This is a genomic window from Herbaspirillum sp. CAH-3 (assembly GCF_009668275.1).
Taxonomy (GTDB): domain Bacteria; phylum Pseudomonadota; class Gammaproteobacteria; order Burkholderiales; family Burkholderiaceae_D; genus Herbaspirillum; species Herbaspirillum aquaticum.
On record NZ_VSWE01000017.1, the window covers coordinates 79947 to 106408 of the forward strand.

The following is a 26462-nucleotide window of genomic DNA, read 5'->3' on the forward strand; positions in this document are numbered from 1 at the left end:
AGCCTGGCAATCAAGCCGGCATCATCTGCGCATTCATCTGCGCCTTGTCACCCTTGTCACCCGCCTTGCGACGACGATAGGCCGCAAAGCCGATCAGGCCCAGGCCGCCGATCATCATGGCGGTGGTCGAAGCTTCCGGCACCGGTGCGATGCTGATGTTGCCAGCGAAGCTGCCGCCGGCCGAACCCAGCACGGTACCGGCGACCGACAGGGTGTACAGACCAGAGGTCAGGCCGTTGGTGCGCAGTGCGAAGGTTTGCAGGTCACCGCTGCTCATTTGGGAGCCGGTGTAGGTCTTGCCATTGCCGCTCAGGGTGAAGCTGTTGATGCCCACGCGCGAAAGGCCGTCCAGGGCGATCGACACCAGTGCCGAGGACACCGAGCCACCGGCGCCGCCGATGTTGAAGGTGAAGTTCTCCAGGAAGGTCTGGCCGGTCGTGCCATCGCCGAAGCGGGCGTTGAAGGTCGACGTGGCGTCAGTCCAGACCAGGGCACGGGTGCTTTCGATATCGGCTGCGCTGGCCGAGGAAGCCATGGCGACGAATGCGGACGCGACAAGGAAACTGCTCAACAGTTTTTTCATAACACACCTCTTTCCAGTTCGATTGATTGGTTGGTATTCGATGGGTACTTCGATTGGTATCTGATTGCGAAAGCACTGCAAGGGGGAAAAGCATTCCGACAGGTTTTATTGTTGATGTTGGCAAGGCCGGAATCGCGTCTCTCTTTGTGATTTTTGTTCAAGGAGACGGAGTGAGAATAATGGAAAAATACTAACGTTTGCAATAAATTATTACGTTTTTCCTGTAACTCCTGTTGCGATGTAGGAATTCAGGAAGTCGCTCTGGTAAAGGGTTTCCGACGATATATGGGTTCTCGTGCGGCAATTTGTTTGGATGTGGAAACTAAGTTTTTACGGCAACACAGCCTCTCTCTCATCGGCTGAAAAACAGGACAAAATTTGCGTCAGAAAAAGTGACGCATGAAAATATTCAGGAACTATTTACGGATTGGAAGCTCGGCAGTAGCGCCCAGCTCTACAAGAAAAAAATTCGCAAGCAGAGCAAGCTCATCAGCAGTGGGTGAGGAAAGGGATGAGGCGTATGCGTCAGCTTCAACGCCGGGGTGCTCTCCGCGGCCAGGCGTGGCTCGCGGCAGCAGCCAACTCAGGAGCAAAGGCAGGAGGGAACCGAAGGAGGGAAATGCGGGCGCTGGCCGCCCTGGGGCAGGCCAGGCGACCAGCCTCAGGCGGGCAGGGAAGGGGCGTTACTTGAAACGATAGCTCACTGCCACGATGGCAGTGTCATCGGTGTGCCGGCGTACCAGCGGGCTGTCGCCCACCGCGTTGTCCAGCCACTTGCGGCGCAGGTGCAGGTTGAGGTGCCAGTCACCGGTCAAGGGGACATCGGCGGCCAGGCCGAGGGTGGGGCTGGTGGACGCACCGGCGCTGTATTGCCGCAGGCCGCTGGCAGCGGCTTCACTGGCGGAGACGCCGACGAAGTAATCGTTGTAGCTGCCGCTGCGATATTCCACGCCGACCTGCGGATAGAAGCTCACCGGGCCCACATCGATCTGGGCCGCATAGATGGCTTCGGCCAGGGTGCCGTGCGATTTGTTGAAGTCCCGGAAAACGTTGAGGAAGAAGCCGCCGATGGGCGTTTCCTGGTAGGTGCCGATGCCCAGCGGGATCGGGTCCGAGCGGCGCTGCACGCCGCGCTTTGCATCGAAGCCGTCCAGGCTCACACGCCCGGCCAGTTCCAGGTAGCCGTAACCCATGCGCGCGGTCTTGACGCCGAAGGTGTCCAGGCGCGCAAAGAAGCGGCCGTAGTCGGCGTAAGCATAGGGCAGCACCTGGGTGTGGCGATGCGCATCGGGCCCGTTGCTGTCGACGCGGTAGACGCCTGCACCGAGGTCCCCGGTGAGGCGGTCCTGCAGTTGCAGGGGATCGTTCGTGCCAGTGGTGGGAGCGGTTTGCTGGGCCAGGGCCGGAAGGGCGCAGCAGGCCAGGGTGAGCGTGGCGAATATTGTTTTCATGATGGGCAGTGGAGTGGGAAGGCAAGCGGCATTGTAGCGGCCCGCCGGGCGGCTGCAAGCGCCGCCCACGAAAATGGCCTGCCGGGAAGGCAGGCCATGGTGGTCATGGGCTGTGCGTGCCGGGCGCCGTGCGGGCGGCACGGCACGGCACAGTGCATCAGGACTGCTGCATCGGCGGGTAGTCGGTATAGCCTTCGGCGCCGCCGCCATAGAGCGTGGCCTGGTTGAACTCGGCCAGCGCTGCGCCGGCCTTGAAGCGTTCCACCAGGTCGGGGTTGGCGATCCACGGACGGCCGAAGGCCACCAGGTCGGCCAGGTTGCGATCGCGTGCCTTGACGGCCATCTCCAGGTCGTAGCCATTGTTGGCGATGTAGATGCCCTTGAAGAGGTCACGCAATACCTGCAGGTCAAAGCCGCCGTCGACTTCGCGCGGGCCGCCGGTGGCACCCTCCACCACGTGCAGGTAGACCAGCTTGTAGCGGTTGAGCTGCTCCACCACGTAGCTGAAGAGGGCCTTGGGATTGCTGTCGGCGATGTCGTTGGCCGGGCTGATGGGCGAGAGGCGGATACCCACGCGCTCGCTGGGGATCACCGAGGTCACCGCTTCCACCACTTCCAGCAGCAGGCGGGCACGGTTCTCGATGCTGCCGCCGTAGTTGTCGGTGCGCTGGTTGGTCTTGTCGCGCAGGAACTGGTCCAGCAGGTAGCCGTTGGCGGCGTGGATTTCCACGCCATCGAATCCTGCCTGCAGCGAGAGCTGCGCGGCGATCTTGTATTGCTCCACGATGGCGGGCAGTTCCGAAGCCTCCAGTGCACGTGGCTCGACAAAGGGCTTGAAGCCGCTCTCGGTGAAGGCATTGCCGTCCGGCTTGATGGCCGAGGGCGCTACCGGCAGTGCGTTGCCAGGCTGCAGGTCAGGGTGCGAGATGCGGCCCACGTGCCACAGTTGCAGGAAGATGCGGCCGCCCTTGGCATGCACGGCATCGGTGATCTTCTTCCAGCCGGCCACGTGCGATTCGTTGTAGATGCCCGGGGTCCAGGCATAGCCCTTGCCCTGCGGCGAGATCTGGGTCGCCTCGGCGATGATCAGGCCGGCTCCGGCACGTTGGGCATAGTATTCGGCCGCCAGCTCGGTAGGCACATCGCCCGCCTTGGCGCGGCTGCGGGTGAGCGGCGCCATGACGATGCGATTCTGCAATTGCACTGCGCCCAGTTGCACGGGCTTGAAGAGGTCACTGTGAAGGTGCGCATTGGCGTTGGTCATGCTGATCCTTTCTTGTTGGCATTGATTGGAATGAACTGCGTCGACCTTGCTACCGACCACGGCGGGTGCGGCCGTGTTCCGGAAAAAGATCCCCAGTCTATTCGGGAACGTACGACGCTGCAGGCGGTCGAGGCGGCCTTGCCGGGCGGCAATGTTCAGGGTGTGATCCGGTCCAGCCAAGGCCCCACGCGAGACCTGGCCTCCTCGCGCGCAGCGCGGTTGGCCTGGATCGACTGGCGCACGCGGCCCGGATCGTCGAAGTCATGCGTGGCGCCGGTATAGACGGTGACCATCGGCGGTGGCGCCTGGCGTACGGGAATTGCCTGGCGCAACACGCGCTGGCAGGTTGCCGGCGAAACTTCCTCGTCGGCGCTGCCCAGCAGGACCTGTACGGGTTTGTCCAGCTCAGGGTGGGAAGACAGCAGTGCCTGCTTGCCGCAGCCCGGATAGAACACCAGCGCGGCCGCGAAAGAGGGTGAATCGCCTGATGGCCTTGCCGCCTGGCGCTGCATCACGTTCAGTGCAGTGCTGGCGCCATTGGACCAGCCTTGCAGCATGATGTGGCGGACATCGACTTCGCTGCGCGTGGCCAGCCATTGCAGTGCGCCCTCGGCATCAAGCGGACGCACGGTCAGTTCATTGGTGGCCGCGCGCTCGGGCGAGCCGTGCGTGTAGCGGCCAAAGCCATGGGCCACGCCGCGCGGACCGAAGCTGTCCACCAGCAGGACCACGTAGCCGCGTGCCAGCCAGTAGCGCGTCCAGTCCAGATGGCGTGCGGAGAGTGTACCGGCATCGCAGGGGGAGGGAATGGCCGGGCCGACCTGCGTGCAGGTGCCATTGATGCGCGCCGAGTAGAGCCCGGCGCGGCCGTGCAGCAGGATGATGGCCGGATGCGGCCCGGCGCCGAAGGGATCGTAGAGATAGCCGGTCAGGGTGGTTTTGCCGTCAGATGAAGGAAAACGCACGGTCTGTGCGGGCGGCATCGGCGCGTCTTGCGCCATGGCCGCGTCCGGCAGGATCAGTGCGGCCCCGCCCAGCACCCGTAAAAAGATGAAAAAAAACCACCGCAGCACGAGGTGCTGCGGTGGTCTTCCTGCGTTCAGCCAGGTCTGCGGCAGGAGGGCGGTCATGGCATGGCCTGTTGCGTCCCCGAGCCGCAAGCCCATCAGCCGCGTGCCGCCTTGGCGCGCGCCTGGTTGAGCAGCCAGGTGGTCAGCAGCGGCACCGGGCGGCCGGTGGCACCCTTGGCTGCGCCGCTCTTCCAGGCGGTGCCGGCGATGTCCAGGTGGGCCCAGGTGTACTTGCGGGTGAAGCGTTCCAGGAAGCAGGCTGCCGTCACGCTGCCGCCGGGCTGGCCGCCGATGTTGGCGATGTCGGCAAAGTTGGACTTCAACTGCTCCTGGTAGGCGTCCTGGATCGGCATGCGCCAGGCGGTGTCGCCGCTTTCCTTGCCGGCCGCCAGCAGGGCGTTGGCCAGCTGGTCGTGGGTGTCATCCTCGCGGGTGAACAGGCCCGTGTTGTGATGGCCCAAGGCCACCACGCAGGCGCCGGTCAGGGTGGCGATATCGACCACTGCGGCCGGCTTGAAACGCTCCACGTAGGTCAGCGCGTCGCACAGGATCAGACGGCCTTCGGCGTCGGTATTGAGGACTTCGATGGTCTGTCCGGACATCGAGGTGACGATGTCGCCCGGCTTGGTGGCACGGCCCGAAGGCATGTTTTCGCAGGTCGGGATGACGCCGATGACGTTCAACTTCAGGCCCAGTTCGGCGACGGTACGGAAGGTGCCCAGCACCGAGGCGGCGCCGCACATGTCGTACTTCATCTCGTCCATGTTCAGGCCCGGCTTGAGCGAGATGCCGCCGGTGTCGAAGGTGATGCCCTTGCCCACCAGCACCACCGGCGCATCCTTGGCCTTGCCGCCCAGGTGCTTCAAGACGATGAACTTGGGCGGCTGGTCGCTGCCATGGGTGACCGACAGGAAGCTGCCCATCTTGAGCGCTTCGAGCTGCTTGCGTTCCAGCACTTCCACGCCCAGCTTGAATTCCTTGGCCAGTTTCTTGGCGGTAGTGGCCAGGTAGGTCGGGGTGCAGACGTTGCCCGGCAGGTTGCCCAGTTCCTTGGTCAGGGCCATGCCGTTGGCCAGCGCCACGGCTTCGCCCAGGGCGGCCTTGGCGGCGGCGCCTTGTTCGGCGGCCACCAGCAGGGTGATCTTTTTGACGCCGGTGGGGGCCGGGTCCTTCTTGCTCTTCATCGTGTCGGAACGATAGGCGGCGTCACGGCCGGCCAGCACCACGGTGCGGATGGCCCAGTCCAGGCCACGACCCTTGATGCCATCGAAGGGCAGGGCCAGGGCGGCGTCGTCACAGCCCAGGGTGGCCAGTGCGCGCACCAGGCCGGCGCTGGCGGCGGCAAAGTTCTTGTCAGCGGCCTCGTCTTCGTTACCCAGGCCCAGCAGCACGATGCGTTCGGCGGCGATGCCGGTGACGCCGCGCAGCAGCAGGGTCGAGCCAGGCTTGCCGGAAATGTCGCCCGACTTCAGCGCGGCGCTGATGGCGCCCAGCTTGTCGAGGGCGCCGGCGGCCTTGGACAGCTTGCGGTTTTCATAGATGCCAACGACCAGTGCGCCGGTCTTTACGCCCGTCAAGGCGTTTTTTGCGTCCAATGTTTTTGTGCTAAAGTCCATCGTTCGTCCTTTATATGAATTACTTGGCGATTATAGAGCCCATTTCGTCGCGACGCGCGCATGAGTTCTCCCAGGTAAGCCAGCTTCGGACACGATGCCGGGCGCCGGACATCCGCGCAGGCCATCCGTTAATGACCCCGACACCAGAAACCAAGCCAGCCTTCCCATGATTTTCCAACGCGCCCTCAGACGCGAACTGACCAGCACCGCAGGTGGGGTCTTCACTACCCTGTTCACCATCACGCTGACGGTGATGCTCATCAAGATCCTCGGCCAGGCCGCGGGCGGCCAGGTGGCGTCGCAAGACGTGCTGGCCCTGATCGGCTTCCAGTCGCTGAACTACATGCCCATCATCCTGATCCTCACCGGCTTCATTTCGGTGCTGCTGGTGATGACACGCAGCTACCAGGATTCCGAAATCGTGGTCTGGTTCGCCTGCGGCATGTCGCTCACCCGCTGGATCGCCCCGGTACTGCGCTTCGGCTGGCCCATCGTGGCCCTGGTGGGCGTGCTGTCCTTCGTGGTTACGCCCTGGGCCAATGAACAGAGCAGCGAATACCGCAGCCGTTTCGAGCAGCGCGAGGACATTGCCCGCGTCTCCCCGGGCAAGTTCCAGGAGTCGGCGGCGGCCAACCGGATCTTCTTCGTCGAGGGTATTTCCGGCGATGCCTCCAAGGTACGCAACATCTTCGTCAACACCATCAATTCCGACGGCAAGAACAGCGTGGTGGTCGCCAAGGAAGGTGAAACCACGGTCGATGCCGATGGCGAGAAATTCGTGGTCATGAACAAGGGCCGCCGCTACGATGGCTCGCCCAGCCTGCCCGATTTCCAGATCGTCGATTTCGAGCGCTATGGCCTGCTCATCGGCAACCAGTCGCAGACCGCAGCCGGTGAGCGTTCGGCGCGCGCGCTGCAGATGGTCGAACTGCTGGCCAAGCAGGACGGCTTTGCCCGCGGCGAACTGCTCTGGCGCATCGCGCTGCCGCTCATGTCGCTGGCGCTCATGCTACTGGCCATTCCGCTGTCCTTCGTGAACCCGCGCGCGGGCCGCTCGCTGGGGCTGCTGGTGGCCTTGCTGCTGTTCGTGGTGTACAGCAACACGGTCAGCGTGTTCCAGGCCTCGGTAGCGCAGCAGCGCATGAGTTTCATGATGGCCTGGTGGCCGGTGCACGTGATCGTGGCGCTGCTGGTGGTGGGCATGTTCGCCCTGCGCCTGAACATCAACCATCCCTACCACCCATCCCGGTTGTGGAGCCGCGTGCGCCGCGCCATGACGTTCCAGCGCGAGGCCTGAGATGAGAGTCATCCAACGTTACTTCACCTCCGAGATCACCCGCTCGGTGCTCTTCGCGCTGGCGGCCTTCCTGGCGCTGTTCGCCTTCTTCGAAATGATGGGCCAGCTGGAACAGGTCGGCCGCAATGGCTACAAGCTGCAGCAGGCGGTGTTCTATGTGCTCATGGGTTTGCCCGGCAATGTCTATGAACTCATGCCCACGGCGGTGCTGATCGGCACCATCTACACCCTTTCGCAGCTGGCGGCACGCTCGGAATTCACCATCATGCGCGTCTCCAGCATGTCTACCGGCATGGCGGCCAAGGTGCTCTTGCGCATCGGAGTGGGCTTTGCGGTGCTCACCATCGTGTTTGGCGAGCTGATCGCGCCCAAGGCCTCGGAATGGGCGGAAAAGCTCAAGCTGCAGGCGCAGGGGGCGTCGATGTCCTCGCAGTTCCGCTCGGGCATGTGGGCCAAGGACGTGATCAAGGACAAGGGGCTGGAAGGCAATGTTACCGGCAGCCGTTTCATCAACATCCAGACCGTGCAGCCGGATGGCCGCATCGAAGGTGTCAAGCTCTATGAGCTCGATACCGATTTCCACATGGCGCGCATGGTCACGGCCAAGGATGGCATGTACGAGGGCAACCACCAGTGGGTGCTCAACCAGGTGGTGCAGTCGGACTTTACCGGCGGCGGCAACCGCAAGATCACCGAACCGGTCAAGACCGTCAAGATCCCCCAGATGAAGCTGGTCTCGGAGGTGACACCGGAAATCCTGTCGGTGCTCTTCGCCGACCCGGACCGCATGTCGGCCTATGACCTGCTGGCCTATACCAAGCACCTGGAGGCCAACAACCAGCGCACCGACCGCTACGAGATCGCGTTCTGGAAGAAGATCGTCTATCCGCTGTCGATCTTCGTGATGCTGGCGCTGGCCTTGCCGTTTGCCTACCTGCATTTCCGCGCCGGGGGTGTGAGCCTGAAGATTTTCACCGGCATCATGATCGGCGTGTGCTTCCAGCTCATCAATAGCCTGTTCTCCCACCTGGGCCTGCTCAATACCTGGCCGGCCTTCATGACGGCGGCCTTGCCCAGCCTGCTGTTCATGGCGCTGGCCATTGGCGCGCTGTGGTGGGTGGAGCGGACCTGAGTCCGTCCCGTAATCTCGAATATTTAGCCTGAAAGACTGTTGCACATCATGAGCCAAGCCACCTCCCAAAGCCTGATCCTGTTCGCCCACGGCGCTCGTGACCCCGCCTGGGCGGCGCCCTTCGAGCGCCTGCGCGCGCTCACGCAGGCGGCCATGCCGGGGACCAGCGTGGAGCTTGCCTTCCTGGAGCTGATGCAGCCGGACCTGCCGACCGTGGCGGCGCGGCAGATTGCCGCCGGCAGTCGGCGCGTGACCGTCATTCCGGTGTTCCTGGGGCAGGGCGGGCACGTGCGCCGTGACCTGCCGGAATTGCTGGAGCAACTGCGCCAGGCGCATCCAGGCGTGGAAGTGCGCACCGTCGCTGCGGTGGGCGAGGATGAGGCAGTGTTGCAGGCGATTGCCGCTTATTGCGTGGGGACGGCCAATAGCTGATCCTGCCATCGGCACTACTGGAGATGAGGATGGCCGGAAAAACGGGCCATCTGCTTTTTGGGGGAGGGCTTGAGCCCTTCAGAACAGGCGGGCGCCGTTGGGTACGGCCTGGTCCGGCTTGAATAGCACTACCTCGCCCTGGGCATCCGGAAAGCCCAGCGTGAGCACTTCCGACATGAACTTGCCGATCTGGCGCGGCGGAAAATTCACGACAGCCGCCACCTGGCGACCGACCAGCTGCTCCAGCGTGTAGTGGGTAGTGATCTGGGCGCTGCTCTGGCGCACACCGATGCCCGGACCGAAATCGATCTTCAGTTTGAACGCAGGCTTGCGGGCTTCAGGGAAGGCATCGGCGGCGATGATGGTGCCGATACGGATATCGACCTTGAGGAAGGCCTCGAAATCGATGGGATCGGCCGCAGGGGCCGCAGCGTCGTGGAGCAGGTGCATGGGCGTCAGTCCCGATCCGCCAGCGCCGGCCCGATCATCACCAGTACCGGCCCGCTGCAGGCCTGCAGCCCGGCTTCCAGCCCTGCCAGTTGCAGATGGTAGATGTGCTGGTCAGGGCGGCTGCAGTTCTCCACCACCACCACCGGCGTATCAGGCGCATGGCCTAGCGCCAGCAAGCGTTGTGCGGTGGCCGTGGCTTCGCGTCCGCCCATGTACTGGACCAGCGTATCGCCATTGGGCATACGGACTTCATCCGGCTCATCCACGCCCGTGCTGGAGGTGAACAGCGAGACGCTGCGCGCAATCCCCCGGCGCGTGAGCGGCCGCTTGGCGGCCGAGGCGGCAGCCAGCGCGGCAGTAATGCCGGGGACGATTTCGTAAGGGATATGGTTGGCTTCGAGTGCCCGCATCTCTTCATCGGCACGGCCGAAGAGCATGGGGTCGCCGCCTTTCAAGCGCACCACGCGGCGATACTGCTGCGCGGCCTCGACCAGCTTCTGGTTGATGACCGGCTGGGCCGTGGAGCGCTGGCCGCTGCGCTTGCCGACCGACACCTGCACGGCTTGCGGGCACAGGGCCAGGATCTCTTCGGTAACCAGGGCGTCGTGCAGCACGATGTCGGCTTGCGCCAGCAGGCGTGCGGCGCGTACCGTCAACAGGTCAGCGGCCCCGGGGCCGGAGCCGATCAGCCACACCATGCCCGGGGTTTCCGGGCTGGGGGCGGGTGAATCGGAAGAAGGGGAAGTCGCTGCCTGTTGGGTGGCCATGGCCTGGTCGAAGAGACGATTGCGGATCGAAGGAAATTCAGTCGATCCGAATCATACCAGCGGCCACCGTCTGGTGGCTCACTTCGTCGATCAGGATGAAGGCGCCGGTGGCGCGGATGTTCTGGTAGGCATCGGCCGCGATGGGCTGCTGCACGTTCACGCTGATGCGGGCGATGTCGTTGAGCTTGAGCGTGTCGGCGGGACGGCGTTCCTGGGTGTTGATGTCCAGGAGCGTATCGACCTTGGCCACGCGCGCTGCCACCTGCTTGGTGGTGTGCTTGAGCCAGTACTTGCGGCGCAGGTCCAGCGGTTCTTCGGAGAGCCAGCACACATCGGCGTTGACGGTCTTCAGGATGGTGGAGGGTTGTGCCTCGGCTGCCAGCAGGTCGCCGCGCGAGATGTCCAGGTATTCGTCCAGCAGGAGGGTCACCGACTGGCCGGCCGTGGCCGATTCCAGCGAACCATCCAGGGTCTGGATATCCTTGACGGTAGCGCTCTGGCCGCTGGGCAGCACCACCAGCTTGTCACCCTTGGCCACCTTGCCGGCCTCGATGCGGCCCATGTAGCCACGGAAGTCATTGGCTTCATGACCGTTGTGGCGTGCCACCAGCTGGACCGGGAAACGGAAGGCCTCCTCGTGCGCATCTTCATACACCGACAGCGATTCGAGCAGCGTGATCAGCGTCGGACCCTGGTACCAGGCCATGCGTGCGCTGGCTTCCACCACATTGTCGCCGGCCAGGGCAGACAGCGGGATGGCGTGCACGTCCTTCAGCCCCAGTTGCTGCGCGAACTGCTGGTAAGCCCCGACGATGCGGTCGTAGACGGTCTGGTCGTAATCCACCAGGTCCATCTTGTTGACGGCCACGATCACGTGCTGGATCTGCAGCAGGTGGGCGATGGTGGAGTGGCGCTTGGTCTGGGTCAGCAGTTCCACGCTGCCATCGTCGCCCAATTTCACCTTGGACACGTCCACCAGGATGATGACGGCGTCAGCAGTCGAGGCACCGGTGACCATGTTGCGGGTGTACTGCTCATGGCCCGGGGTGTCGGCGATGATGAACTTGCGCTTGGGCGTGGCGAAGTAGCGATAGGCCACGTCGATGGTGATGCCTTGCTCGCGCTCGGCTTCCAGGCCATCGGTGAGCAGCGACAGGTCCACGGTATCGCCCACGGTGCGCTTGTGCTTGGCGCGCGAGATGGCGTCGAGCTGGTCGGCGAAGATGCCCTTGCTGTCGAACAGCAGGCGGCCGATCAGGGTGCTCTTGCCATCGTCCACGGAACCGGCGGTGATGAAGCGCAGCAGGCCGCGTTCGTGCGATTGTGCGGAGGCCTGGGCCAGTTGTGCTTGGGTTGCGGCGGCGTTCATCAGAAATATCCTTCCTTCTTGCGTTTTTCCATCGAGGCTTCGGACGTCTGGTCGTCCATGCGGGTCGCGCCGCGCTCGGTAATCTGGGTCACTGCGGTCTCGGCGATGATGGCTTCCACGGAAGCGGCATCGGAAGACACCGGGCAGGTGCAGGAAATGTCGCCCACGGTACGGAAGCGGACGACCTGCTTTTCCACGGTCTCGCCTTCGCGGGCCGGGGTGAGGTCGGTCAGCGGCACCAGGAGGCCATTGCGCGGGATCACCTCGCGCTCATGGGCGAAGTAGATCGAGGGCAGGGCCAGCTTTTCGCGGGCGATGTATTGCCAGACGTCCAGTTCGGTCCAGTTCGAGATGGGGAAGACGCGCATGTTCTCGCCCGGATGCACGCGGGTGTTATACAGGTCCCACAGCTCGGGGCGCTGGGCCTTGGGATTCCATTGGCCGAATTCGTCGCGGAAGGAGAAGATGCGCTCCTTGGCGCGGGCCTTTTCTTCGTCGCGGCGCGCGCCGCCGATACAGGCGTCGAACTTGAATTCCTCGATGGTTTCCAGCAGCGTCACGGCTTGCGCGGCATTGCGCGAATCGGTTTGCGGATTGCGCAGGCGCACGGTGCCACGCTTGATCGAATCTTCCACCGAACGCACCACCAGGCGCTCGCCCAGTTCGGCGGCGCGGCGGTCACGGAATTCGATGACTTCCGGGAAGTTGTGGCCGGTGTCGATGTGCACCAGCGGGAAGGGGAACTTGCCGGGGCGGAAGGCCTTCTCGGCGATGCGCAGCAGCACCACCGAGTCCTTGCCGCCGGAGAACAGCAGCGCCGGGTTGCTGCACTCGGCAGCGACCTCGCGCATGATGTGGATGGCTTCCGATTCCAGCCAGTCGAGGTGACGGTTGCTGGCGTTGTCCAAAAAGAGGGTGTCTACCGCAGTGTTCATGCCGGACCTTCCGATGCTTTGCTTGTTGTTGCCTTGATTGAATTCTGGTTCAGCTCGCCGCATGCGCCTTGATGCGCACCAGCTTGCCGTCGACCACGTGCAGGCCGCATTCCTTGGAGTCGGGGTTCTCCCACCACCAGCGGCCGGCGCGGATGTCTTCACCTGGCTGGATGGCCCGGGTACAGGGCTCGCAGCCGATGGACGGGTAACCCTGGTCGTGCAGCGGGTTGTAGGGCACGTCATTGGCGCGAATGTAGTCCCAGACGTCCTGTTCGGACCAGTCGGCCAGGGGGTTGAACTTCTCCATGCCGTGGGCTTCGTCACGTTCCTGCACGTGCAGCTCGGCCCGCGTGACCGATTGTGCGCGGCGCTGGCCGGTCACCCAGGAGGCCTTGCCCTGCAGGGCGCGATTGAGCGGCTCCATCTTGCGGATGTGGCAGCACTCCTTGCGCAGTTCCACGCTGTCGTAGAAGGCGTTGGCGCCGTTCTTCTGCACGTAAGCCTCGACCGCCTCAGGCCGGGGACGGTAGGGTGCGACGTCGTAATCGTAGGTCTCGCGGATGCGGTCGATCATGCCGACGGTTTCCTTGTGCAGGCGACCGGTTTCCAGCGTGAAGATGCTGATGCGATCCTGCAGCTTGCCGCGCAGGATCAGGTCGGTCAGCACCATGTCCTCCGCGGCCAGGCTGGAGGCCAGCGCCGCCGGGGCGTACTCGGCGGCGATGCGTTCCAGGGTGGCCTGGGTCTTGGCGATGAGTTCTTGCAAGCCTGGGTTGGCCATGGGCTGTCCTTCCTTCTTCACAATGGCCGTTCAGTCAGCGGCCTGCACGGTGTCGCGCTTGACGCGGCGGAACAGCGGGTTCTTCTCGTCCCAGGAGGTCTGGTACTTCTCGGAGAAGTCGGTCAGGCCCTTGACGGCATCGTGGATGTTCTTGTCGGCACGCACGGCGAAGGCGTCAAAGCCCACGCGCTGCATGTAGAACAGCTGGTCGCGCAGCACGTCGCCGATGGCACGCAGCTCACCGGTATAGCCCAGGCGGGCACGCAGGTTGTAGGCGATGGAATAGCCACGGCCATCGGCGAACTTGGGGAAGTCCACGGCGACGACCTTGAAGCTGTCCAGCTGGCCCTTCAGTTCTTCCGGACGTTCGTCGCTGGCCAGCCACACGCCGATCTCGGCGCGCGCCTTCAGGGCCTCGCCCTGTGCCTGCCACACCTTCAGCGGCACGATCACGCGGCCTTGCGGCACGGTCACGGTCTCTGCGGTCTCGCCTTCAGCCAGGCGCAGGACGGTCCAGTCGTCGCTCACGACGGTCTTGTTCTTGATGATTTCAGGCATTTGCGTCCTCTCCTGCGACATACTCGGCCGAACGGATCGGCGTTGCGTAAACGAATTCCTTGAACGGGGTCACACCGATGCGGCGCACGGTGTCGATGAAGCGTTCTTCCTCGGTGCGCTGCTTGACATACACCTGCAGCAGGCGGTCGATCACGGTGGGCATCTGGGTGGCCGAGAACGAGGGGCCGATGATCTTGCCGATCGAGGACTCGTTGCCCTGGGCACCGCCCAGCGACACCTGGTACCACTCGGAGCCATCCTTGTCCACGCCGAGGATGCCGATGTTGCCCACGTGATGGTGGCCGCAGGCGTTGATGCAACCGGAGATGTTCAGTTCGATGTCGCCGATGTCATGCTGGAAGTCGATGTTCTCGAATTTCTCGGCGATGGCCTGGGCGATCGGGATCGACTTGGCATTGGCCAGCGAGCAGAAGTCGCCGCCGGGGCAGCAGATGATGTCGGTCAAGAGGCCGATGTTGGGCGTAGCCAGGCCATGCGACTTGGCGGCCTTCCACAGCGCATACAGATCAGACTGCTTGACGTCGGCCAGCACCAGGTTCTGTTCGTGGGTCACGCGCAGTTCGCCGAAGCTGTACTGGTCGGCCAGGTCGGCCACGAAGTTCATCTGGTCGGCGGTGATGTCGCCCGGCGGCACGCCCGGTTTTTTGAGCGACAGCAGCACGGCTGCATAGCCGGCCTTCTTGTGCGCCTTGACGTTGCGCTTGATCCAGTTGGCGAAACCACGGTCTTCAGCCTTCAGGCGTTCATATTCCGCATCCACGGCCGGCAGGGTTTCGTAGGCCGGATCGGTGAAGAACTTGGCCACGCGCTGCAGTTCTTCTTCGGTCAGGGTGGAGGGGCCATCCTTGATGTCGGCCCATTCGGCTTCGACCTGGCGCGCGAACTCCTCGGGGCCGATGGCCTTGACCAGGATCTTGATGCGCGCCTTGTACATGTTGTCGCGGCGGCCGTGCTGGTTGTACACACGCAGGATCGCTTCCAGGTAGGACATGGCGTGCTTCCAGGGCAGGAAGTCACGGATCACGCTGCCCAGGATCGGGGTGCGGCCCATGCCGCCACCGACCAGCACACGGAAGCCGACTTCGCCAGCCTCGTTCTTGATGACATGCAGGCCGATGTCGTGCACGGCAGTGGCGGCACGGTCTTCGGCAGCGCCGCTGATGGCGATCTTGAACTTGCGTGGCAGGTAGGCGAACTCGGGGTGGAAGGTGCTCCACTCGCGGATCAGTTCGGCATAGGGACGCGGATCGACGATTTCATCGGCGGCCACGCCGGCCAGTTCGTCCGAGGTGGTATTGCGAATGCAGTTGCCGGAGGTCTGGATGGCGTGCATTTCCACGCTGGCCAGTTCGTCCAGGATATCGGGCGATTCTTCCAGCTTGATCCAGTTGAACTGGATGTTCTGGCGGGTGGTGAAGTGACCGTAGCCGCGGTCATACTTGACGGCGATCTCGGCGAACTTGCGCAGTTGATTGGAGGCCAGCATGCCGTAGGGAATGGCGATGCGCAGCATGTAGGCATGGCGTTGCAGGTAGAGCCCGTTCTGCAGGCGCAGGATGCGGAATTCGTCTTCGGCCAGTTCATCCGACAGGCGCCGACGCACCTGGTCCCGGTATTGTGCGACTCGCTCTTTGACGATCAGGTGATCGTATTGGTCATAGCGGTACATCTTGTCTTCCCTGTTAACGTCTTATGGGCGCCCGGATCAGGGTGCGCCCGATTGAAAATGAGCCTACCAAATCAGCTTGACTGCAACGCTCGTCAGCGTAATGGCCAGCAGGCCGCGCAAGAATTTCTCCGGCACCGCTCGCGCTGCGAGCGATCCGATGGTGATGCCCGGGACCGAACCCAGCAACAAGGTCGCCAGCAGTTCCCAATTGATCGAACCCAGCCACCAGTGGCCCAGTGCCGCAATGGCCGTCAGCGGTACGGCATAGGCGATGTCGGTGCCCGCAATTTCCGCCGGAGACAGGCGAGGATACAGCAACACGAGCAGGGTGGCGCCCACGGCACCGGCACCGATGGAAGAAATGGTCACCAGCGTGCCCAGCAGGGCACCTGCGGCGATGGTGGCGTTGGACAGCGTGGCACCTTGCAGCTGGCGCTGCGGATGGGCATTGAGCCAGGCTTGCATGCGCGCGCGAAACAGCAGGGCTATCACGGTCAGGAACACCGAGATCGCAATCGAGTAGCGGATGGTCAGGGCAATGCCGTCGCTGACGGCACCGAAATGCTTGAGCAGCAACGTGGTCACCAGTGCAGCGGGCAGGGCGCCGTAAGACAGGCGGCGCACCACGTCCCAGCGTACCGTGCCCTTGAAGCGGTGGGCCAGGGTGCCGGCGGTCTTGGTGGCAGAGGCGAACGCCAGGTCGGTGCCCACGGCCACCGAGGGATGAATGCCGAACAGCAAGGTCAACAGCGGTGTCATGAGCGAGCCGCCACCGACCCCGGTCAGTCCGACCAGCAGTCCTACGGCAAATCCGCTTACTACATAAGAAACAGTCATAACACCTCGCCCATTAGTCTGCGAATCGTAATAAACTTATGTTTCAAACCAAACTACATAGTATTTATTTGCTTATATACGCCTTTGGCATATGGAAATGCGCCAAACGAGGCAGGTAAGGCCAGTGAGGCCGGCAAGGCAGGCGCGGGACGCCGCCGTACCATGTAGAAGCGAAGGAATTCCCACATGAATCTTCATCAATTCCGTTTCGTTCGTGAAGCGGTACGGCAGAACTTCAACCTCACGGAGGCCGCCAAGGCCCTGTACACCTCGCAGCCAGGCGTTTCCAAGGCCATCATCGAGCTGGAGGAAGAACTGGGCGTGGACATCTTCACCCGCCACGGCAAGCGGATTCGCGGCCTGACCGAGCCGGGCAGGGCAGTGCTGCGCTCGGTGGAGCTGATCATGCAGGAAGTGGATGGCTTGAAGCGCATCGGCAAGGAATTCGCTGCCCACGACAGCGGCAGTTTCACCATCGCCACCACCCACACCCAGGCGCGCTATGCGCTGCCCAAGGTGGTGCAGGCGTTCACCCAGAAGTATCCGAAAGTGCATCTTTCTTTACTCCAGGGCAACCCCAAGCAGATCACCGAGATGGTGCGCAACGACCAGGCGGACATTGCCATTGCCACCGAGGCACTGGCCTCAGGCGAGGGCCTGGTCTCGCTGCCTTGCTACCAGTGGGAGCACGTGGTGGTGGTGCCGCCGGATCACCCCTTGCTGCAGTCCAAGAGCCTCACGCTCGAAGAGATCGCCGGCAATCCGCTCATTACCTATGATTCCGCCTTCAGCGGCCGCAGCAAGATCGATCACGCCTTCTCGCTGCGCCACCTGAAGCCGGACGTGGTGCTCGAGGCCATCGACGCCGACGTCATCAAGACCTATGTGGAGCTGGGCATGGGCGTGGGCATCATTGCCGGCATCGCCTTCGATGCCGAGCGTGACCGTGGCCTGCGCGCCATTCCGGCCGGCCACCTGTTCGGCACCAATGTCTCGCGCGTGGCCTTGAAGCAAGGCGCTTATTTGCGGGGATATGTCTATACCTTCATCGAATTGCTGGCCCCGACCCTCAATCGCAAGCTCATTGCGCAGGTCATGGAAGGCGAGAAGGACATGTATGAACTTTAAGTCCCGGCGCCGGGCACCACGCCAGGCCTGAAGCAAAACGGCCGGATCCTTGCAGATCCGGCCGTTTGCATTTGCAGCTGTTGGCGCGAGCCTTATGCCACTGCCGTGCGCTCCAGGTCGCGGCAGCCATCGAGCAGGAAGGACAAGCCCACCACCAGCACCAGTTCACCTTCGGCCGAACGGGCCGTGCCGGTGATGCCGGCGGTGTGGATGGCGGTCAGCGGCTTGATCACCAGGTCGGCCGTGCCTTCCACCGATTCCACGCCCAGGATGTAGGGGTGCGGAACCGCCATGACGATACCCACGCGCTCATTGCCCGGCTCGTAGCCCAGTACGCCGGCCAGCGAATTGACCGGCAGTGGCCGGCCCTGGTCGCGCAGCACCGGGGCGCCGCCGACTTCGTCGAAGGTCTCGGGCAGTTCGACCACGCGCTCCACCACCGCCATGGGCAGGGCCAACGGGGCACCGGCACAGCGCACCAGCATGGTCGGGATGATCGACAGTTCGATGGGCAGGCGGATCGAGAACTTGGTCCCCTTGCCAATCGTGGATTCGATGCGGATGGTGCCGCGATGCTTTTCCACCGCCGTCTTGACCACGTCCATGCCCACGCCGCGTCCCGAGACGCTGGAAGCCACTTCCTTGGTCGAGAATCCGGGCAGGAACACCAGCTGCAAGGCTTCATCTGCGGTCAGCGCCTGGTGCTCGTTGATCAGGCCCTTGGCCAGCGCCTTGCTGCGCAGCATGTCAGGGTCCATGCCCTTGCCGTCATCGAAGACTTCGATCATCACGCTGCTGCCGGCCTGCCAGGCGTTGAGCGAGATGGTGGCCTTGTTGGGCTTGCCGGCGGCGGCGCGGTCCACTTCGATACCGTGGTCCAGCGAGTTGCGCAGCATGTGCACCAGCGGGTCGTAGAGGCTGTCCACCACCACACGGTCGACTTCGGTTTCGGCACCGGTGATGACCAGGTCCACGTCCTTGCCCAGGTCCTTGGCCAGTTCGCGCACCAGTCGGGGGAATTTCTGGAACAGGCGGCCCACCGGCTGCATGCGCGTGGACAGCGTGGCGCGTTGCAGTTCGCTGGAGTAGCGCGAGGCGCGGCCCAGGGTTTCGGCCAGGGTCGACATCAGTGCTGCCGCAGTCCCTTCGAACTTGAACTGCTGCAGCTTTTCCAGCAGCACGGCCGCCTGGTTGGCGGCCTGCACCGATTCGCCGGCCACTTCCAGCAGGGCGTCCAGCTTGACGGCATCGATACGGATGCTTTCTTCCTTGGCCCCGCCAGGGGAGTCGGTGGCGCGGCGATTCTGCTGGACCGGGGCGGCGGCCTTGGGCTCGCCATCGGCGGCAGCGGCCGGAGCGGCAGCGGGCGCCGCCGCAGGCGCGGCCGGGGCAGCGCTGGCGCTGCTCTCGGCGGCAGCCGGTGCAGCCACGGCAGCACCGGGCACCAGCGCCTGATACAGCGCGGGCCAGTCCAGTTCGCCATTCTTCATCACGCTGGCACTGCCATCGACGCTGGCTGCTGCAGCGGGGGCTGCTGCCACCGGCGCGGCCGCGGGTGCCGCTGCCGCCGGGGCAGGTGCAGCCGCGGCGGGTGCCGGCGCTTCGCTCTTGCCTTCGATGGCCTGGGTCAGGATGTCTTTCAGTTCCGCCGGCATCGAGGCCAGGCTGTCGGGCGCGGCGCCGTTGGACAATTCGTTCAACTGGTCGGCCACGAAGCCGCTGGCCTGCAGCGCAGCTTCGATGGCCAGCGGCGTGACCGGGGCCTTGCCGGTGCGCAGCGCATCGAACAGGTTTTCGGTCAGGTGGCAGGCCGACACCATGGCCGGCAGGTTCACGAACCCGGCGCCACCCTTGATGGTGTGGAATGCGCGGAAGACCGCGTTGAGGATTTCAAGGTCATCAGGATGTCGTTCCAGCGTCAGCAGGTGCTCTTCCACGTTGGTGGCGAGCTCCAACGCTTCAACGACAAAATCCTTGAGCATTTCGTCATCCATTAGAACCCCAGGCTATCGAGTAAGTCGTCCACATCGTCCTGACCCATGGCCGTGCCGCCGACGGAAGGGCCATTCATCAGGGTGACCGGTTTGTCGGCATCGATCTGTGCCTTGACTTCCGGCGGTGCATTGTCGCGCAGCAACTGCGCCAGTTCACGCTCGGCACTGGCGGTAATGGCCACGATCTTCTTGATCAGCTGGCCGGTGATGTCCTGGAAATCCTGGGCCATCATGATTTCCAGCATGCGTGCCTTTTCGGCTTCGGTCGATTCCAGCACCGCGTTGGAAAACTGCTGCGAGTCGCCGGCCAGCGCCTTGAATTCGTCGATGCTCATCTGGCCGGCATAGAGCTTGGTCCAGCGGGCGTTGATGTCCTTGGCTTGTTCCTGCAGGCGGTCCTGGGCAGGCATGCCCGAATCCAGGGCATTGAGCACCTTGTTGGCGGCCTGCTCGGTGAGGGTGGCGATGTGTTCCAGGCGGCTCTGGGCGTCCCCGATCTGTTCGGCCACGTCGGTGAGCGAACGATCGTAGCCCAGCTCGCGCATGGAGTCGTGCAGCAGGCGCACGATACCGCCCAGGCGTTCATACATGGGCTTGTCGCTCTGGTCCTCCTGCTCGCCCGCAGCCGCTTCGTCGGTGCCGGCGGCGGTGGCCGCAGCAGCCGGCTCGGCGGTCATGCCCGGTAGCGTCTGCGAGGAAATTTCGTCAAACAATGCTTCCAGATCAACGTCGTCGCTCATGATTACTGATTCTCCCAACAAAGGTGTGCGCTCGTCGGCGCACTGCTGTGCAAAGTTGCCCGTAGGCGGATCTAATGCGTCGTTCCGGGAGGCACAGCCACCACCACTTCCCCGATATCAGACTGATATCGGCAGCCAGAGGCAGTCTCTGAAGGCCCGCAGACCACGACAACGTTCAGGATGACAGGTGAGGCCGGCCGACCACGCAAGGGTCCCCCGGTCGACGATGCCATGGCGCCGAGTATAGGACCGCTTGCCGCTATCTCATCGGCCAAACAGCGAGTGAAATCCCCCATTTGTTTCCATTTTTCCGCCCCGGCACAGGATGGAAACCACGGTTCAAATGTTTTTCGATAAAAAAATCGAATTTGTTCTATATAAAAGCACTGAGGATGAATTCTATCCGTCTTTTTCCTGAAAGCAATTGCGGCTATCCCGCTTGTGCTGATTTACATCATCCGGGGCGTTCGGCTTGTGGCCGCTACGCTGCACGCCTACAATGGCGCGTTTTTGGTGCCCGCCGGCGTGTCCTCGCCGGCAGTTAAACGGGAAACACGCGCCAGTCCCCTGTGTAAAGCAGCAGGTCCGGCCAAGGTGTACTGCCCCCGCAACGGTAACCAGGTGCCGGCGACGATGCGCTGCGTCTCGCCGGCAAGACGCTCTTCCACGCCACTGTGTTTTTGCGCGAACCTTCACTTCGCCACATGGGAAGGCCGAGAGTCATGCCTGCAGTCCGGAGACCGGCCAGAACAGGAGGAGGCTGCACAGTCAACGCTGGTGCGGTTTTCCGTTGATTGCAGCCTGCGGGGAGGCAGGCTGCACCTATCTATTGCTTACATTTTCATGCATATCGCTTATTTCCAGGCCCGCTGCCGCGGTCCTCGCCCCCGTTTTGCCCTGCGTACCACCGGCGCGCTGGTCCTCTCGGTCGTCGCCGCCGCCAGCCAGGCTGCCGATGCCAATGTGCCCCTGTCGGCCGTGGTGGTGTCAGCCTCGCGCTTTCCCAATGACCCGGCATTTCCCCCGGTGGCGGCCACTGTCATCACTGCCGAGCAGATCCGCGATGCGGGTATCGACAACGCCAACGAAGCCATCCGCAAGCTGGGCGGCGTCTATGGGCGCCAGAGCCTGTCCGGCCCGCGCGACTTCCCGCTGGACCTGCGCGGCTTCGGGCCCAATGGCGACCAGAACATGGTGGTACTGGTCGATGGCGTGCGCATTTCCGAAAACGAATTGAGCACGCCCCTGTTGTCGGCCATTCCCATCGAGACCATCGAGCGCATCGAGATCGTGCGCGGCGGCAGCAGCGTGCTTTATGGCAGCGGCGCCACCGGCGGCACCATCCAGATCATCACGCGGCGCCCGCAGGCCAATGCGGTGCGCGGCACCGTCGTCGGCGAAGTCGGCAGCAATGGCCAACGCGCCGGCCGGGCAGCGGTATCGCGCGGCTGGGACAACATGTCCATCGACGCCAGCTATGCCAAGTCGCATGCCGACAACTGGCGCGACAACAGCAAGTCCAATCAGGAAAACCTCAGCACCACCGTGCAATGGTTCGCCAGCGACTGGCGCTTCGGCCTGCGCGCCAACCTCGCGCGCTCTGATTTCGGCCTGCCCGGCAGCCTTACGCAAGCCCAATACGAGGCCAATGCGCGCCAGACCAGCAAGCCGCTGGACCATGGCTCCTATGACAATGACAGCATCACTGCCTTCCTGGAGCGCCGCTTCGGCAGCTTCGACGTGGCAGCCGAGCTGTCGCATCGCGAGAAGATTTCGCGCTCCACCTATGTGAGCAGCGGCTCCACGGCGCAAGCCAACATCCGGACCACCCAGTTTTCGCCGCGCCTGCGCCATGTGATCGACAGCGGCGCGTGGAAGAACGAGGCCATTGCCGGGGTGGACCTGGCCGAATGGAGTTCGGCCACCAATGCCAGCTATGGCAACAGCGATGCCTCCCAGCATTCGAAGGCGCTGTACCTGCGCGATGAAATCGAGTTCGACCGCAACGCCCGCCTCGCGGGTGGCGTGCGCCGCGAGCAGTTCACCCAGCAGAGCGTTTCCGGCGCCTATGGCCGCAACAGCGCGGTCAACGCCTGGGACCTGCAGGCCAGCTATGCGCCGCTGCCGCTGCTGCGCGGTTTCGTCAAGACCGGCCAGAGTTACCGCCTGGCGACCGCCGACGAGAACGGCTTTACCGCCTTGCCCAGCGGCACGGTCCTCAAACCGCAGCGTTCGCATGACGTGGAACTGGGCGCGACCTTGGGCAATACGGCGCGCCAGGTGACGCTGCGCTGGTTCCGCCATCGCGTGCGCGACGAACTGTATTACGACCCGACCGCCAATGGCGGCTTCGGGGCCAACAGCAACCTGGCCCCGACCCGCCACCAGGGCGTGGAGCTGGAAGCGCGCGTGCAGCTGACCGAGACGCTCGGCTGGAATGCCACCTACCAGCACATCGACGCCCGTTTCGACCAGGGCGACAACAGCGGCAAGCAGCTGGCGCTGGTGCCGGCCAATACGCTGTCGACGCGCCTGAACTGGAAGTCGGGCCAGCAGAGTGCCGACGTGGGCGCACGCTGGGTGGACCGCCAGCGCATGGGCAACGACTTTGCCAACACCTGCGCGCGCATGCCGTCCTTCACGACCTTCGATGCCCGCTATGCGGTGCGGGTGAGCGCCTGGGAATTTGCCGTGACCGGCACCAACCTGGCCGACCGCAAGTATTACTCGCAGGCCTATGACTGCAGCGGCGGTTCGGTCTCCGGCATCTACCCGGAAGACGGACGGGCAGTAAAATTCACCGCCCGCTACGACTTCTGATCCTGACCTGACCCTGCCACCGATGCGACGTTACCTGCCCGTGCTGTGCACCTTGCTGCTGCTGTCCCTGCTGGCCTTGTCGGCGGCGGTGCTGTGCGGCAGCACGGGCTGTTTGCGTGTCTCGGCCTCGGCCGACAACGTGGCGCTGCTGCTGTCGCTGCGCGTGCCGCGCGCGCTGACTGCCTTTGCGGTGGGCGGCGCGCTGGCCTTGTCGGGGGCGCTGATGCAGGTGCTGTTGCGCAACCCGCTGGCCGATCCTTATGTGCTGGGGCTGTCCGGGGGATCGGCCGCCGGCGCCTTGCTGGCCATGCTGGCGGCACTGCGGCTGGGCTGGCCCTTGCAGGCGGTGACGGCGCCGGGCGCTCTGCTGGGCGCCGCGCTAGCCATGCTCCTGCTGTTCGGACTGGTGCGTTCCTCGCTGCGGCATCTGGCGATGTCGCCCTTGCTCTCCAGCCAGCGCCTGTTGTTGACCGGCGTGATGCTGGCTGCAGGGTTTGGCGCCGTCATTTCCCTGGCCTTGTCCATCGCACCGGATGCGCAGTTGCGCGGCATGGTGTTCTGGCTCATTGGCGACCTCGATGATGCACGGCTGCTGCCCTTGGCGGCGCTGGTGCTGCTGCTGGCGCTGCTGTGGAGCTGGCGCCATGCCGCTTCGCTGAACCTGCTCGCGCGCGGCGACGCTTTCGCGCAATTGCTGGGTGTGCCGGTGCGGCGGCTGCGGGTGATGCTGCTGTGCGTAGCGGCAGCCTGTACCGCCTGTGCAGTGGCCATGGCCGGGACCATCGGCTTTGTCGGGCTGGTAGTGCCGCATGGTCTGCGGCTGCTGCTGGGCAATGACCAGCGCCTGCTGTTGCCGGCGTGCGTGCTGGCAGGCGGGGCGATGCTGAGCCTGGCGGACCTGCTGGCGCGCACGGTGGTGGCGCCCATCCAGCTGCCGGTGGGCGTGATCACGGCGCTGGTGGGGGTACCTCTTTTCCTGTGGCTGCTGGCGAGGAGCCGCCTGTGATGCCATCTCCTCCTGTGCTCTTGCAGGCGCGCCAGCTGACCTTGCGCGCCGGGTCGCGGGCGCTTCTGCAAGGCTTGGACTGGCGTGTGCAGGCCGGGGAATTCTGGTGCGTGCTCGGGCGCAACGGCATCGGCAAGAGCACCCTGTTGCACGCGGTGGCCGGCTTGCATCCGTTTGAGGGTGAGGTGCTGCTGCAGGGGCAAGCCTTGTCGGCCTTCTCGCCTCTGCAACTGGCGCTGCGGCGCGGGCTGGTGCTGCAGCACCAGCAGGATGCGTTCTCCCTGCCGGTGCTGGAGGCCGTCATGGCGGGCCGCTTTGCCCATGGCGACGGTTGGGGTGGCCCCGGCGCCCACCTCGGCCTGGCGCGGCAAGCGCTGGAGCAGGTCGGCCTGGGCCATCTCGGCACACAGGATGTCCTGCGCCTCTCAGGCGGGGAACGTCAACGCGTGGCGCTGGCAACCTTGCTGGTGCAATCGCCGGCGCTGTACCTGCTGGACGAACCGACCTCCCATCAGGACATCGCCGCGCAGTTGCAAGTCATGCAATTGCTGGAAGGCCTGGCGCAGCAAGGCAAGGCGGTGGTGGCCAGTTGTCATGACATCAACCTGGCGCGGCGCTTTGCCTCTCATATCTTGCTGCTCGATGGCACGAGCGCTAACGCCGGCAATGTCGAAACCGTGATGCAGCCGGCTCTCCTCGCCGCGGCCTTCGGCTGTCGGTTTGAGCAGATCGGCAGCCAGCACGGGGTGGTCTTCGTGGCGAGGTAGGGCGCGCCGCAACGCCGCAGCATTTGTCATTTACTTCATGTTCTCACCGCGCGATATGTTGTATTTGTACAAAATGCCTCGAAAATTCAACGTCAATCTCTTTACTGATATTTACGTATTCTCATCTCCCGATATAATTGCCGCCGGGGAAAACCCTGAAGAAGTTCTGACAATTATCAAGGGAAATCAGGAATGAAAAAGAATATCGCAGCAGCAGTCGCAGCAATCGCAGCAATGATGGCCGCCGGTTCGGTGGCTGCCCAGACCGTCGACAGCGGTTTGTACATCGGCCTGGAAGGCGGCATCGCCTCCATCAGCGCCATCGCTACCCCGACCAATGGCGTGAAGACCTCCGAGACCAACGAAGCCGCGGCCCTGCGTGCACTGGTCGGTTATCAGATCAACAAGAACTTCGCGGTCGAACTGGGCTACTTCGCTACCGACGATTTCAAGCAGGATGGTACCAACCGCACCGGTACTGTGCGTTATAACGTCAAGGCTGATGTCAAGGGCGCGGATCTGTCCTTGATCTACAAGTTCACCGAATTCGTGCCGGGCCTGTACCTGAAGGCGGGTGCTACCCATTCCAAGGTCTCCCTGACACTGAACCAGCCGGCTGGCTCCTCCAGTGCGTCGCAGAGCGGTACCGGTTACCTGTTCGGCCTGGGCTATGAGTTCGCCGTGGCCCAGAGCGTCGGTATCAACGTCGGCTACACCCGCTTCGAAAAGCTGGGTGGCGAAAGCAACAACAAGATGAATCTGTACTCGGCTGGCGTGAAGTACAAGTTCTAAGATTGACCTGCAGTTTTGCGGGTCTTGAAATCCCTCCCTTGTGGAGGGATTTTTTTTGCCCGTGCAATTTGATGACGATCTGTTTTCCCGTTGCAGGTCGGGCAGGCTTTTCCCATTACGCCGCAGAGGGGAAAGTCAAACTTTCATCAAATCTAGAAAAGCTTCTGGAGTGACATCGAACTCCATCGACAAAGCAGCTGAACTTTGGTGTTGGACAGCCAGCGCAATCCTGATGCTCATTAATATCGCGCCCGCTTTCCGATGCCGCTGTCTGGGCCGGATGGCAATCTCCGCGCGGGCCGTTTGCCGTTGCGGGTCTGTCAAACATGCACTTACTTTGTCGGGGTAATGATGAAAAAAATCAAATTGCTGGTTTCCGGGACGATGCTGCTGGTGACCTCCGTCGCATCGGCGCAGGCGGTAAAGGCTGACCAGGGATTCTATGTGGGCCTGGAAGGTGGTGCCGCCACCTACGATATCGATATCGAACGCCACCATGATGTCCGCGAAAACAATGATGCCGGCATGGTACGGCTGGGCGTGGGTTATCAGTTCAATCCCAATTTTTCGGTGGAGGCTGGTTATTTCCGGATCGGGGATACGACGCTGGAATATCGCGACAGATATTCCCGGGAGTTTTACAGCGGCGATGTGAAGGGCTTCGATCTGCTGGCGACCTATAAATTCACCAGTGTGTTGCCGGGAGTGTATGTCAAGGGCGGGCTTACCTTGGCAACATTGACGGAGACTGGCTCCTATGAATTCAACGATGGCTACACGTCATCGGTCAGCCATGAGCGTGCAAGCCAATCGGGAGCTGGCTATCTGCTGGGGTTGGGCTACGAGTATGACGTGACCAAAAGCGTCAGCCTCAACGGCGGTTATACCCGCTACCAGAGCCTGGGCGGCAATTCCAAAGCTGACGTCAATCTGTTCAGCCTGGGCCTGAAATATCGCTTCTGAGTGCTTCATTCCGGCGCCAC

General features: G+C 63.3%; 24 protein-coding genes and 1 riboswitch. Of the genes, 9 read left to right on the forward strand and 15 right to left on the reverse strand.

Annotated features, from left to right (window positions below):
* Window positions 1–10: 10 nt before the first annotated feature.
* From FYB76_RS21265 to FYB76_RS21285, 5 genes are all read right to left on the reverse strand, one after another.
* Window positions 11–583: an FxDxF family PEP-CTERM protein gene (locus FYB76_RS21265; RefSeq protein WP_154134956.1), complete on the reverse strand. Its 573-nt coding sequence runs from the start codon at window positions 581–583 to the stop codon at window positions 11–13.
* Window positions 584–1266: 683 nt separating this feature from the next.
* Entirely contained in the window at window positions 1267–2034 is a 768-nt protein-coding gene (locus tag FYB76_RS21270) for a MipA/OmpV family protein (protein ID WP_154134957.1), read from the reverse strand.
* Window positions 2035–2191: 157 nt separating this feature from the next.
* Complete coding sequence (locus FYB76_RS21275) at window positions 2192–3298, reverse strand: alkene reductase (protein WP_088753244.1); 1107 nt, start codon at window positions 3296–3298, stop codon at window positions 2192–2194.
* Between the two features lie 155 nt (window positions 3299–3453).
* Window positions 3454–4428 carry a dienelactone hydrolase family protein gene (locus tag FYB76_RS21280; protein ID WP_195724692.1) on the reverse strand — a complete coding sequence of 325 codons (975 nt, stop codon included), beginning with the start codon at window positions 4426–4428 and terminating at the stop codon, window positions 3454–3456.
* A gap of 35 nt (window positions 4429–4463) precedes the next feature.
* Window positions 4464–5984, reverse strand: coding sequence for a leucyl aminopeptidase (locus FYB76_RS21285; protein ID WP_154134958.1), 1521 nt, complete (start codon window positions 5982–5984; stop codon window positions 4464–4466).
* A gap of 166 nt (window positions 5985–6150) precedes the next feature.
* Here FYB76_RS21285 and lptF point away from each other — a divergent pair, with 166 nt between their 5' ends.
* From lptF to FYB76_RS21300, 3 genes are read left to right on the forward strand one after another with little or no spacing between them, the layout of a single operon-like run.
* Window positions 6151–7281 carry an LPS export ABC transporter permease LptF gene (gene lptF / locus FYB76_RS21290; protein ID WP_088753246.1) on the forward strand — a complete coding sequence of 377 codons (1131 nt, stop codon included), beginning with the start codon at window positions 6151–6153 and terminating at the stop codon, window positions 7279–7281.
* Between the two features lies 1 nt (window position 7282).
* Window positions 7283–8413, forward strand: a complete 1131-nt coding sequence (lptG, locus tag FYB76_RS21295) for an LPS export ABC transporter permease LptG (protein ID WP_154134959.1) — start codon at window positions 7283–7285, stop codon at window positions 8411–8413.
* 48 nt (window positions 8414–8461) lie between these two features.
* Complete coding sequence (locus tag FYB76_RS21300) at window positions 8462–8845, forward strand: sirohydrochlorin chelatase (RefSeq protein WP_175343668.1); 384 nt, start codon at window positions 8462–8464, stop codon at window positions 8843–8845.
* A 78-nt stretch (window positions 8846–8923) separates the two neighbouring features.
* Here the strand turns inward: FYB76_RS21300 and FYB76_RS21305 are convergent, their stop codons facing one another.
* From FYB76_RS21305 to FYB76_RS21340, 8 genes are all read right to left on the reverse strand, one after another.
* Complete coding sequence (locus tag FYB76_RS21305) at window positions 8924–9295, reverse strand: tRNA-binding protein (protein WP_154134961.1); 372 nt, start codon at window positions 9293–9295, stop codon at window positions 8924–8926.
* Window positions 9296–9300: 5 nt separating this feature from the next.
* Complete coding sequence (gene cobA, locus FYB76_RS21310) at window positions 9301–10062, reverse strand: uroporphyrinogen-III C-methyltransferase (protein ID WP_088753250.1); 762 nt, start codon at window positions 10060–10062, stop codon at window positions 9301–9303.
* 37 nt (window positions 10063–10099) lie between these two features.
* Window positions 10100–11431, reverse strand: a complete 1332-nt coding sequence (locus tag FYB76_RS21315) for a sulfate adenylyltransferase subunit 1 (protein WP_154134962.1) — start codon at window positions 11429–11431, stop codon at window positions 10100–10102.
* Entirely contained in the window at window positions 11431–12366 is a 936-nt protein-coding gene (cysD, locus tag FYB76_RS21320; protein ID WP_034335061.1) for a sulfate adenylyltransferase subunit CysD, read from the reverse strand. The genes FYB76_RS21315 and cysD overlap by 1 nt, the downstream gene beginning before the upstream one ends.
* A 49-nt stretch (window positions 12367–12415) precedes the next feature.
* Window positions 12416–13147 carry a phosphoadenylyl-sulfate reductase gene (locus tag FYB76_RS21325; protein WP_154134963.1) on the reverse strand — a complete coding sequence of 244 codons (732 nt, stop codon included), beginning with the start codon at window positions 13145–13147 and terminating at the stop codon, window positions 12416–12418.
* Between the two features lie 30 nt (window positions 13148–13177).
* On the reverse strand, window positions 13178–13705 hold the full coding sequence (locus FYB76_RS21330) for a DUF934 domain-containing protein (RefSeq protein ID WP_154134964.1): 528 nt from the start codon (window positions 13703–13705) through the stop codon (window positions 13178–13180).
* Window positions 13698–15395, reverse strand: coding sequence for a nitrite/sulfite reductase (locus tag FYB76_RS21335; protein ID WP_154134965.1), 1698 nt, complete (start codon window positions 15393–15395; stop codon window positions 13698–13700). The genes FYB76_RS21330 and FYB76_RS21335 overlap by 8 nt, the downstream gene beginning before the upstream one ends.
* A 63-nt stretch (window positions 15396–15458) precedes the next feature.
* Complete coding sequence (locus FYB76_RS21340) at window positions 15459–16232, reverse strand: sulfite exporter TauE/SafE family protein (RefSeq protein ID WP_088753254.1); 774 nt, start codon at window positions 16230–16232, stop codon at window positions 15459–15461.
* Window positions 16233–16418: 186 nt separating this feature from the next.
* Between FYB76_RS21340 and FYB76_RS21345 the strand changes: the two genes are divergently transcribed.
* Window positions 16419–17360 (forward strand): CysB family HTH-type transcriptional regulator, encoded by a 942-nt coding sequence (locus FYB76_RS21345; RefSeq protein ID WP_088753255.1) that lies wholly within the window; start codon window positions 16419–16421, stop codon window positions 17358–17360.
* Window positions 17361–17452: 92 nt separating this feature from the next.
* On the opposite strand, the gene FYB76_RS21350 is transcribed toward FYB76_RS21345, so the two are convergent.
* Window positions 17453–19354: a chemotaxis protein CheA gene (locus FYB76_RS21350; protein ID WP_154134966.1), complete on the reverse strand. Its 1902-nt coding sequence runs from the start codon at window positions 19352–19354 to the stop codon at window positions 17453–17455.
* Window positions 19354–20094, reverse strand: coding sequence for a protein phosphatase CheZ (locus tag FYB76_RS21355; protein ID WP_088753257.1), 741 nt, complete (start codon window positions 20092–20094; stop codon window positions 19354–19356). Before FYB76_RS21355 ends, FYB76_RS21350 begins: the two co-directional genes overlap by 1 nt.
* A 494-nt stretch (window positions 20095–20588) precedes the next feature.
* Window positions 20589–20858: riboswitch (cobalamin riboswitch) on the forward strand.
* Window positions 20859–20937: 79 nt separating this feature from the next.
* Between FYB76_RS21355 and FYB76_RS21360 the strand changes: the two genes are divergently transcribed.
* From FYB76_RS21360 to FYB76_RS21380, 5 genes are all read left to right on the forward strand, one after another.
* Window positions 20938–22914: a TonB-dependent receptor gene (locus FYB76_RS21360; protein ID WP_154134967.1), complete on the forward strand. Its 1977-nt coding sequence runs from the start codon at window positions 20938–20940 to the stop codon at window positions 22912–22914.
* A gap of 22 nt (window positions 22915–22936) precedes the next feature.
* Window positions 22937–23920 (forward strand): iron ABC transporter permease, encoded by a 984-nt coding sequence (locus tag FYB76_RS21365; protein WP_154134968.1) that lies wholly within the window; start codon window positions 22937–22939, stop codon window positions 23918–23920.
* Window positions 23920–24687 (forward strand): ABC transporter ATP-binding protein, encoded by a 768-nt coding sequence (locus tag FYB76_RS21370; RefSeq protein WP_154134969.1) that lies wholly within the window; start codon window positions 23920–23922, stop codon window positions 24685–24687. Before FYB76_RS21365 ends, FYB76_RS21370 begins: the two co-directional genes overlap by 1 nt.
* Before the next feature lie 192 nt (window positions 24688–24879).
* Window positions 24880–25479, forward strand: a complete 600-nt coding sequence (locus FYB76_RS21375) for an outer membrane beta-barrel protein (protein ID WP_154134970.1) — start codon at window positions 24880–24882, stop codon at window positions 25477–25479.
* Window positions 25480–25830: 351 nt separating this feature from the next.
* Window positions 25831–26442, forward strand: a complete 612-nt coding sequence (locus FYB76_RS21380; RefSeq protein WP_154134971.1) for a porin family protein — start codon at window positions 25831–25833, stop codon at window positions 26440–26442.
* Window positions 26443–26462: the final 20 nt, after the last annotated feature.

Coding starts and splice junctions, on each gene's coding strand:
- FYB76_RS21265 (WP_154134956.1), bottom strand. CDS start 583: ATGAAAAAACTGTTGAGCAGTTTCCTTGTCGCGTCCGCATTCGTCGCC.
- FYB76_RS21270 (WP_154134957.1), bottom strand. CDS start 2,034: ATGAAAACAATATTCGCCACGCTCACCCTGGCCTGCTGCGCCCTTCCG.
- FYB76_RS21275 (WP_088753244.1), bottom strand. CDS start 3,298: ATGACCAACGCCAATGCGCACCTTCACAGTGACCTCTTCAAGCCCGTG.
- FYB76_RS21280 (WP_195724692.1), bottom strand. CDS start 4,428: ATGACCGCCCTCCTGCCGCAGACCTGGCTGAACGCAGGAAGACCACCG.
- FYB76_RS21285 (WP_154134958.1), bottom strand. CDS start 5,984: ATGGACTTTAGCACAAAAACATTGGACGCAAAAAACGCCTTGACGGGC.
- lptF (WP_088753246.1), top strand. CDS start 6,151: ATGATTTTCCAACGCGCCCTCAGACGCGAACTGACCAGCACCGCAGGT.
- lptG (WP_154134959.1), top strand. CDS start 7,283: ATGAGAGTCATCCAACGTTACTTCACCTCCGAGATCACCCGCTCGGTG.
- FYB76_RS21300 (WP_175343668.1), top strand. CDS start 8,462: ATGAGCCAAGCCACCTCCCAAAGCCTGATCCTGTTCGCCCACGGCGCT.
- FYB76_RS21305 (WP_154134961.1), bottom strand. CDS start 9,295: ATGCACCTGCTCCACGACGCTGCGGCCCCTGCGGCCGATCCCATCGAT.
- cobA (WP_088753250.1), bottom strand. CDS start 10,062: ATGGCCACCCAACAGGCAGCGACTTCCCCTTCTTCCGATTCACCCGCC.
- FYB76_RS21315 (WP_154134962.1), bottom strand. CDS start 11,431: ATGAACGCCGCCGCAACCCAAGCACAACTGGCCCAGGCCTCCGCACAA.
- cysD (WP_034335061.1), bottom strand. CDS start 12,366: ATGAACACTGCGGTAGACACCCTCTTTTTGGACAACGCCAGCAACCGT.
- FYB76_RS21325 (WP_154134963.1), bottom strand. CDS start 13,147: ATGGCCAACCCAGGCTTGCAAGAACTCATCGCCAAGACCCAGGCCACC.
- FYB76_RS21330 (WP_154134964.1), bottom strand. CDS start 13,705: ATGCCTGAAATCATCAAGAACAAGACCGTCGTGAGCGACGACTGGACC.
- FYB76_RS21335 (WP_154134965.1), bottom strand. CDS start 15,395: ATGTACCGCTATGACCAATACGATCACCTGATCGTCAAAGAGCGAGTC.
- FYB76_RS21340 (WP_088753254.1), bottom strand. CDS start 16,232: ATGACTGTTTCTTATGTAGTAAGCGGATTTGCCGTAGGACTGCTGGTC.
- FYB76_RS21345 (WP_088753255.1), top strand. CDS start 16,419: ATGAATCTTCATCAATTCCGTTTCGTTCGTGAAGCGGTACGGCAGAAC.
- FYB76_RS21350 (WP_154134966.1), bottom strand. CDS start 19,354: ATGGATGACGAAATGCTCAAGGATTTTGTCGTTGAAGCGTTGGAGCTC.
- FYB76_RS21355 (WP_088753257.1), bottom strand. CDS start 20,094: ATGAGCGACGACGTTGATCTGGAAGCATTGTTTGACGAAATTTCCTCG.
- FYB76_RS21360 (WP_154134967.1), top strand. CDS start 20,938: ATGCATATCGCTTATTTCCAGGCCCGCTGCCGCGGTCCTCGCCCCCGT.
- FYB76_RS21365 (WP_154134968.1), top strand. CDS start 22,937: ATGCGACGTTACCTGCCCGTGCTGTGCACCTTGCTGCTGCTGTCCCTG.
- FYB76_RS21370 (WP_154134969.1), top strand. CDS start 23,920: ATGCCATCTCCTCCTGTGCTCTTGCAGGCGCGCCAGCTGACCTTGCGC.
- FYB76_RS21375 (WP_154134970.1), top strand. CDS start 24,880: ATGAAAAAGAATATCGCAGCAGCAGTCGCAGCAATCGCAGCAATGATG.
- FYB76_RS21380 (WP_154134971.1), top strand. CDS start 25,831: ATGAAAAAAATCAAATTGCTGGTTTCCGGGACGATGCTGCTGGTGACC.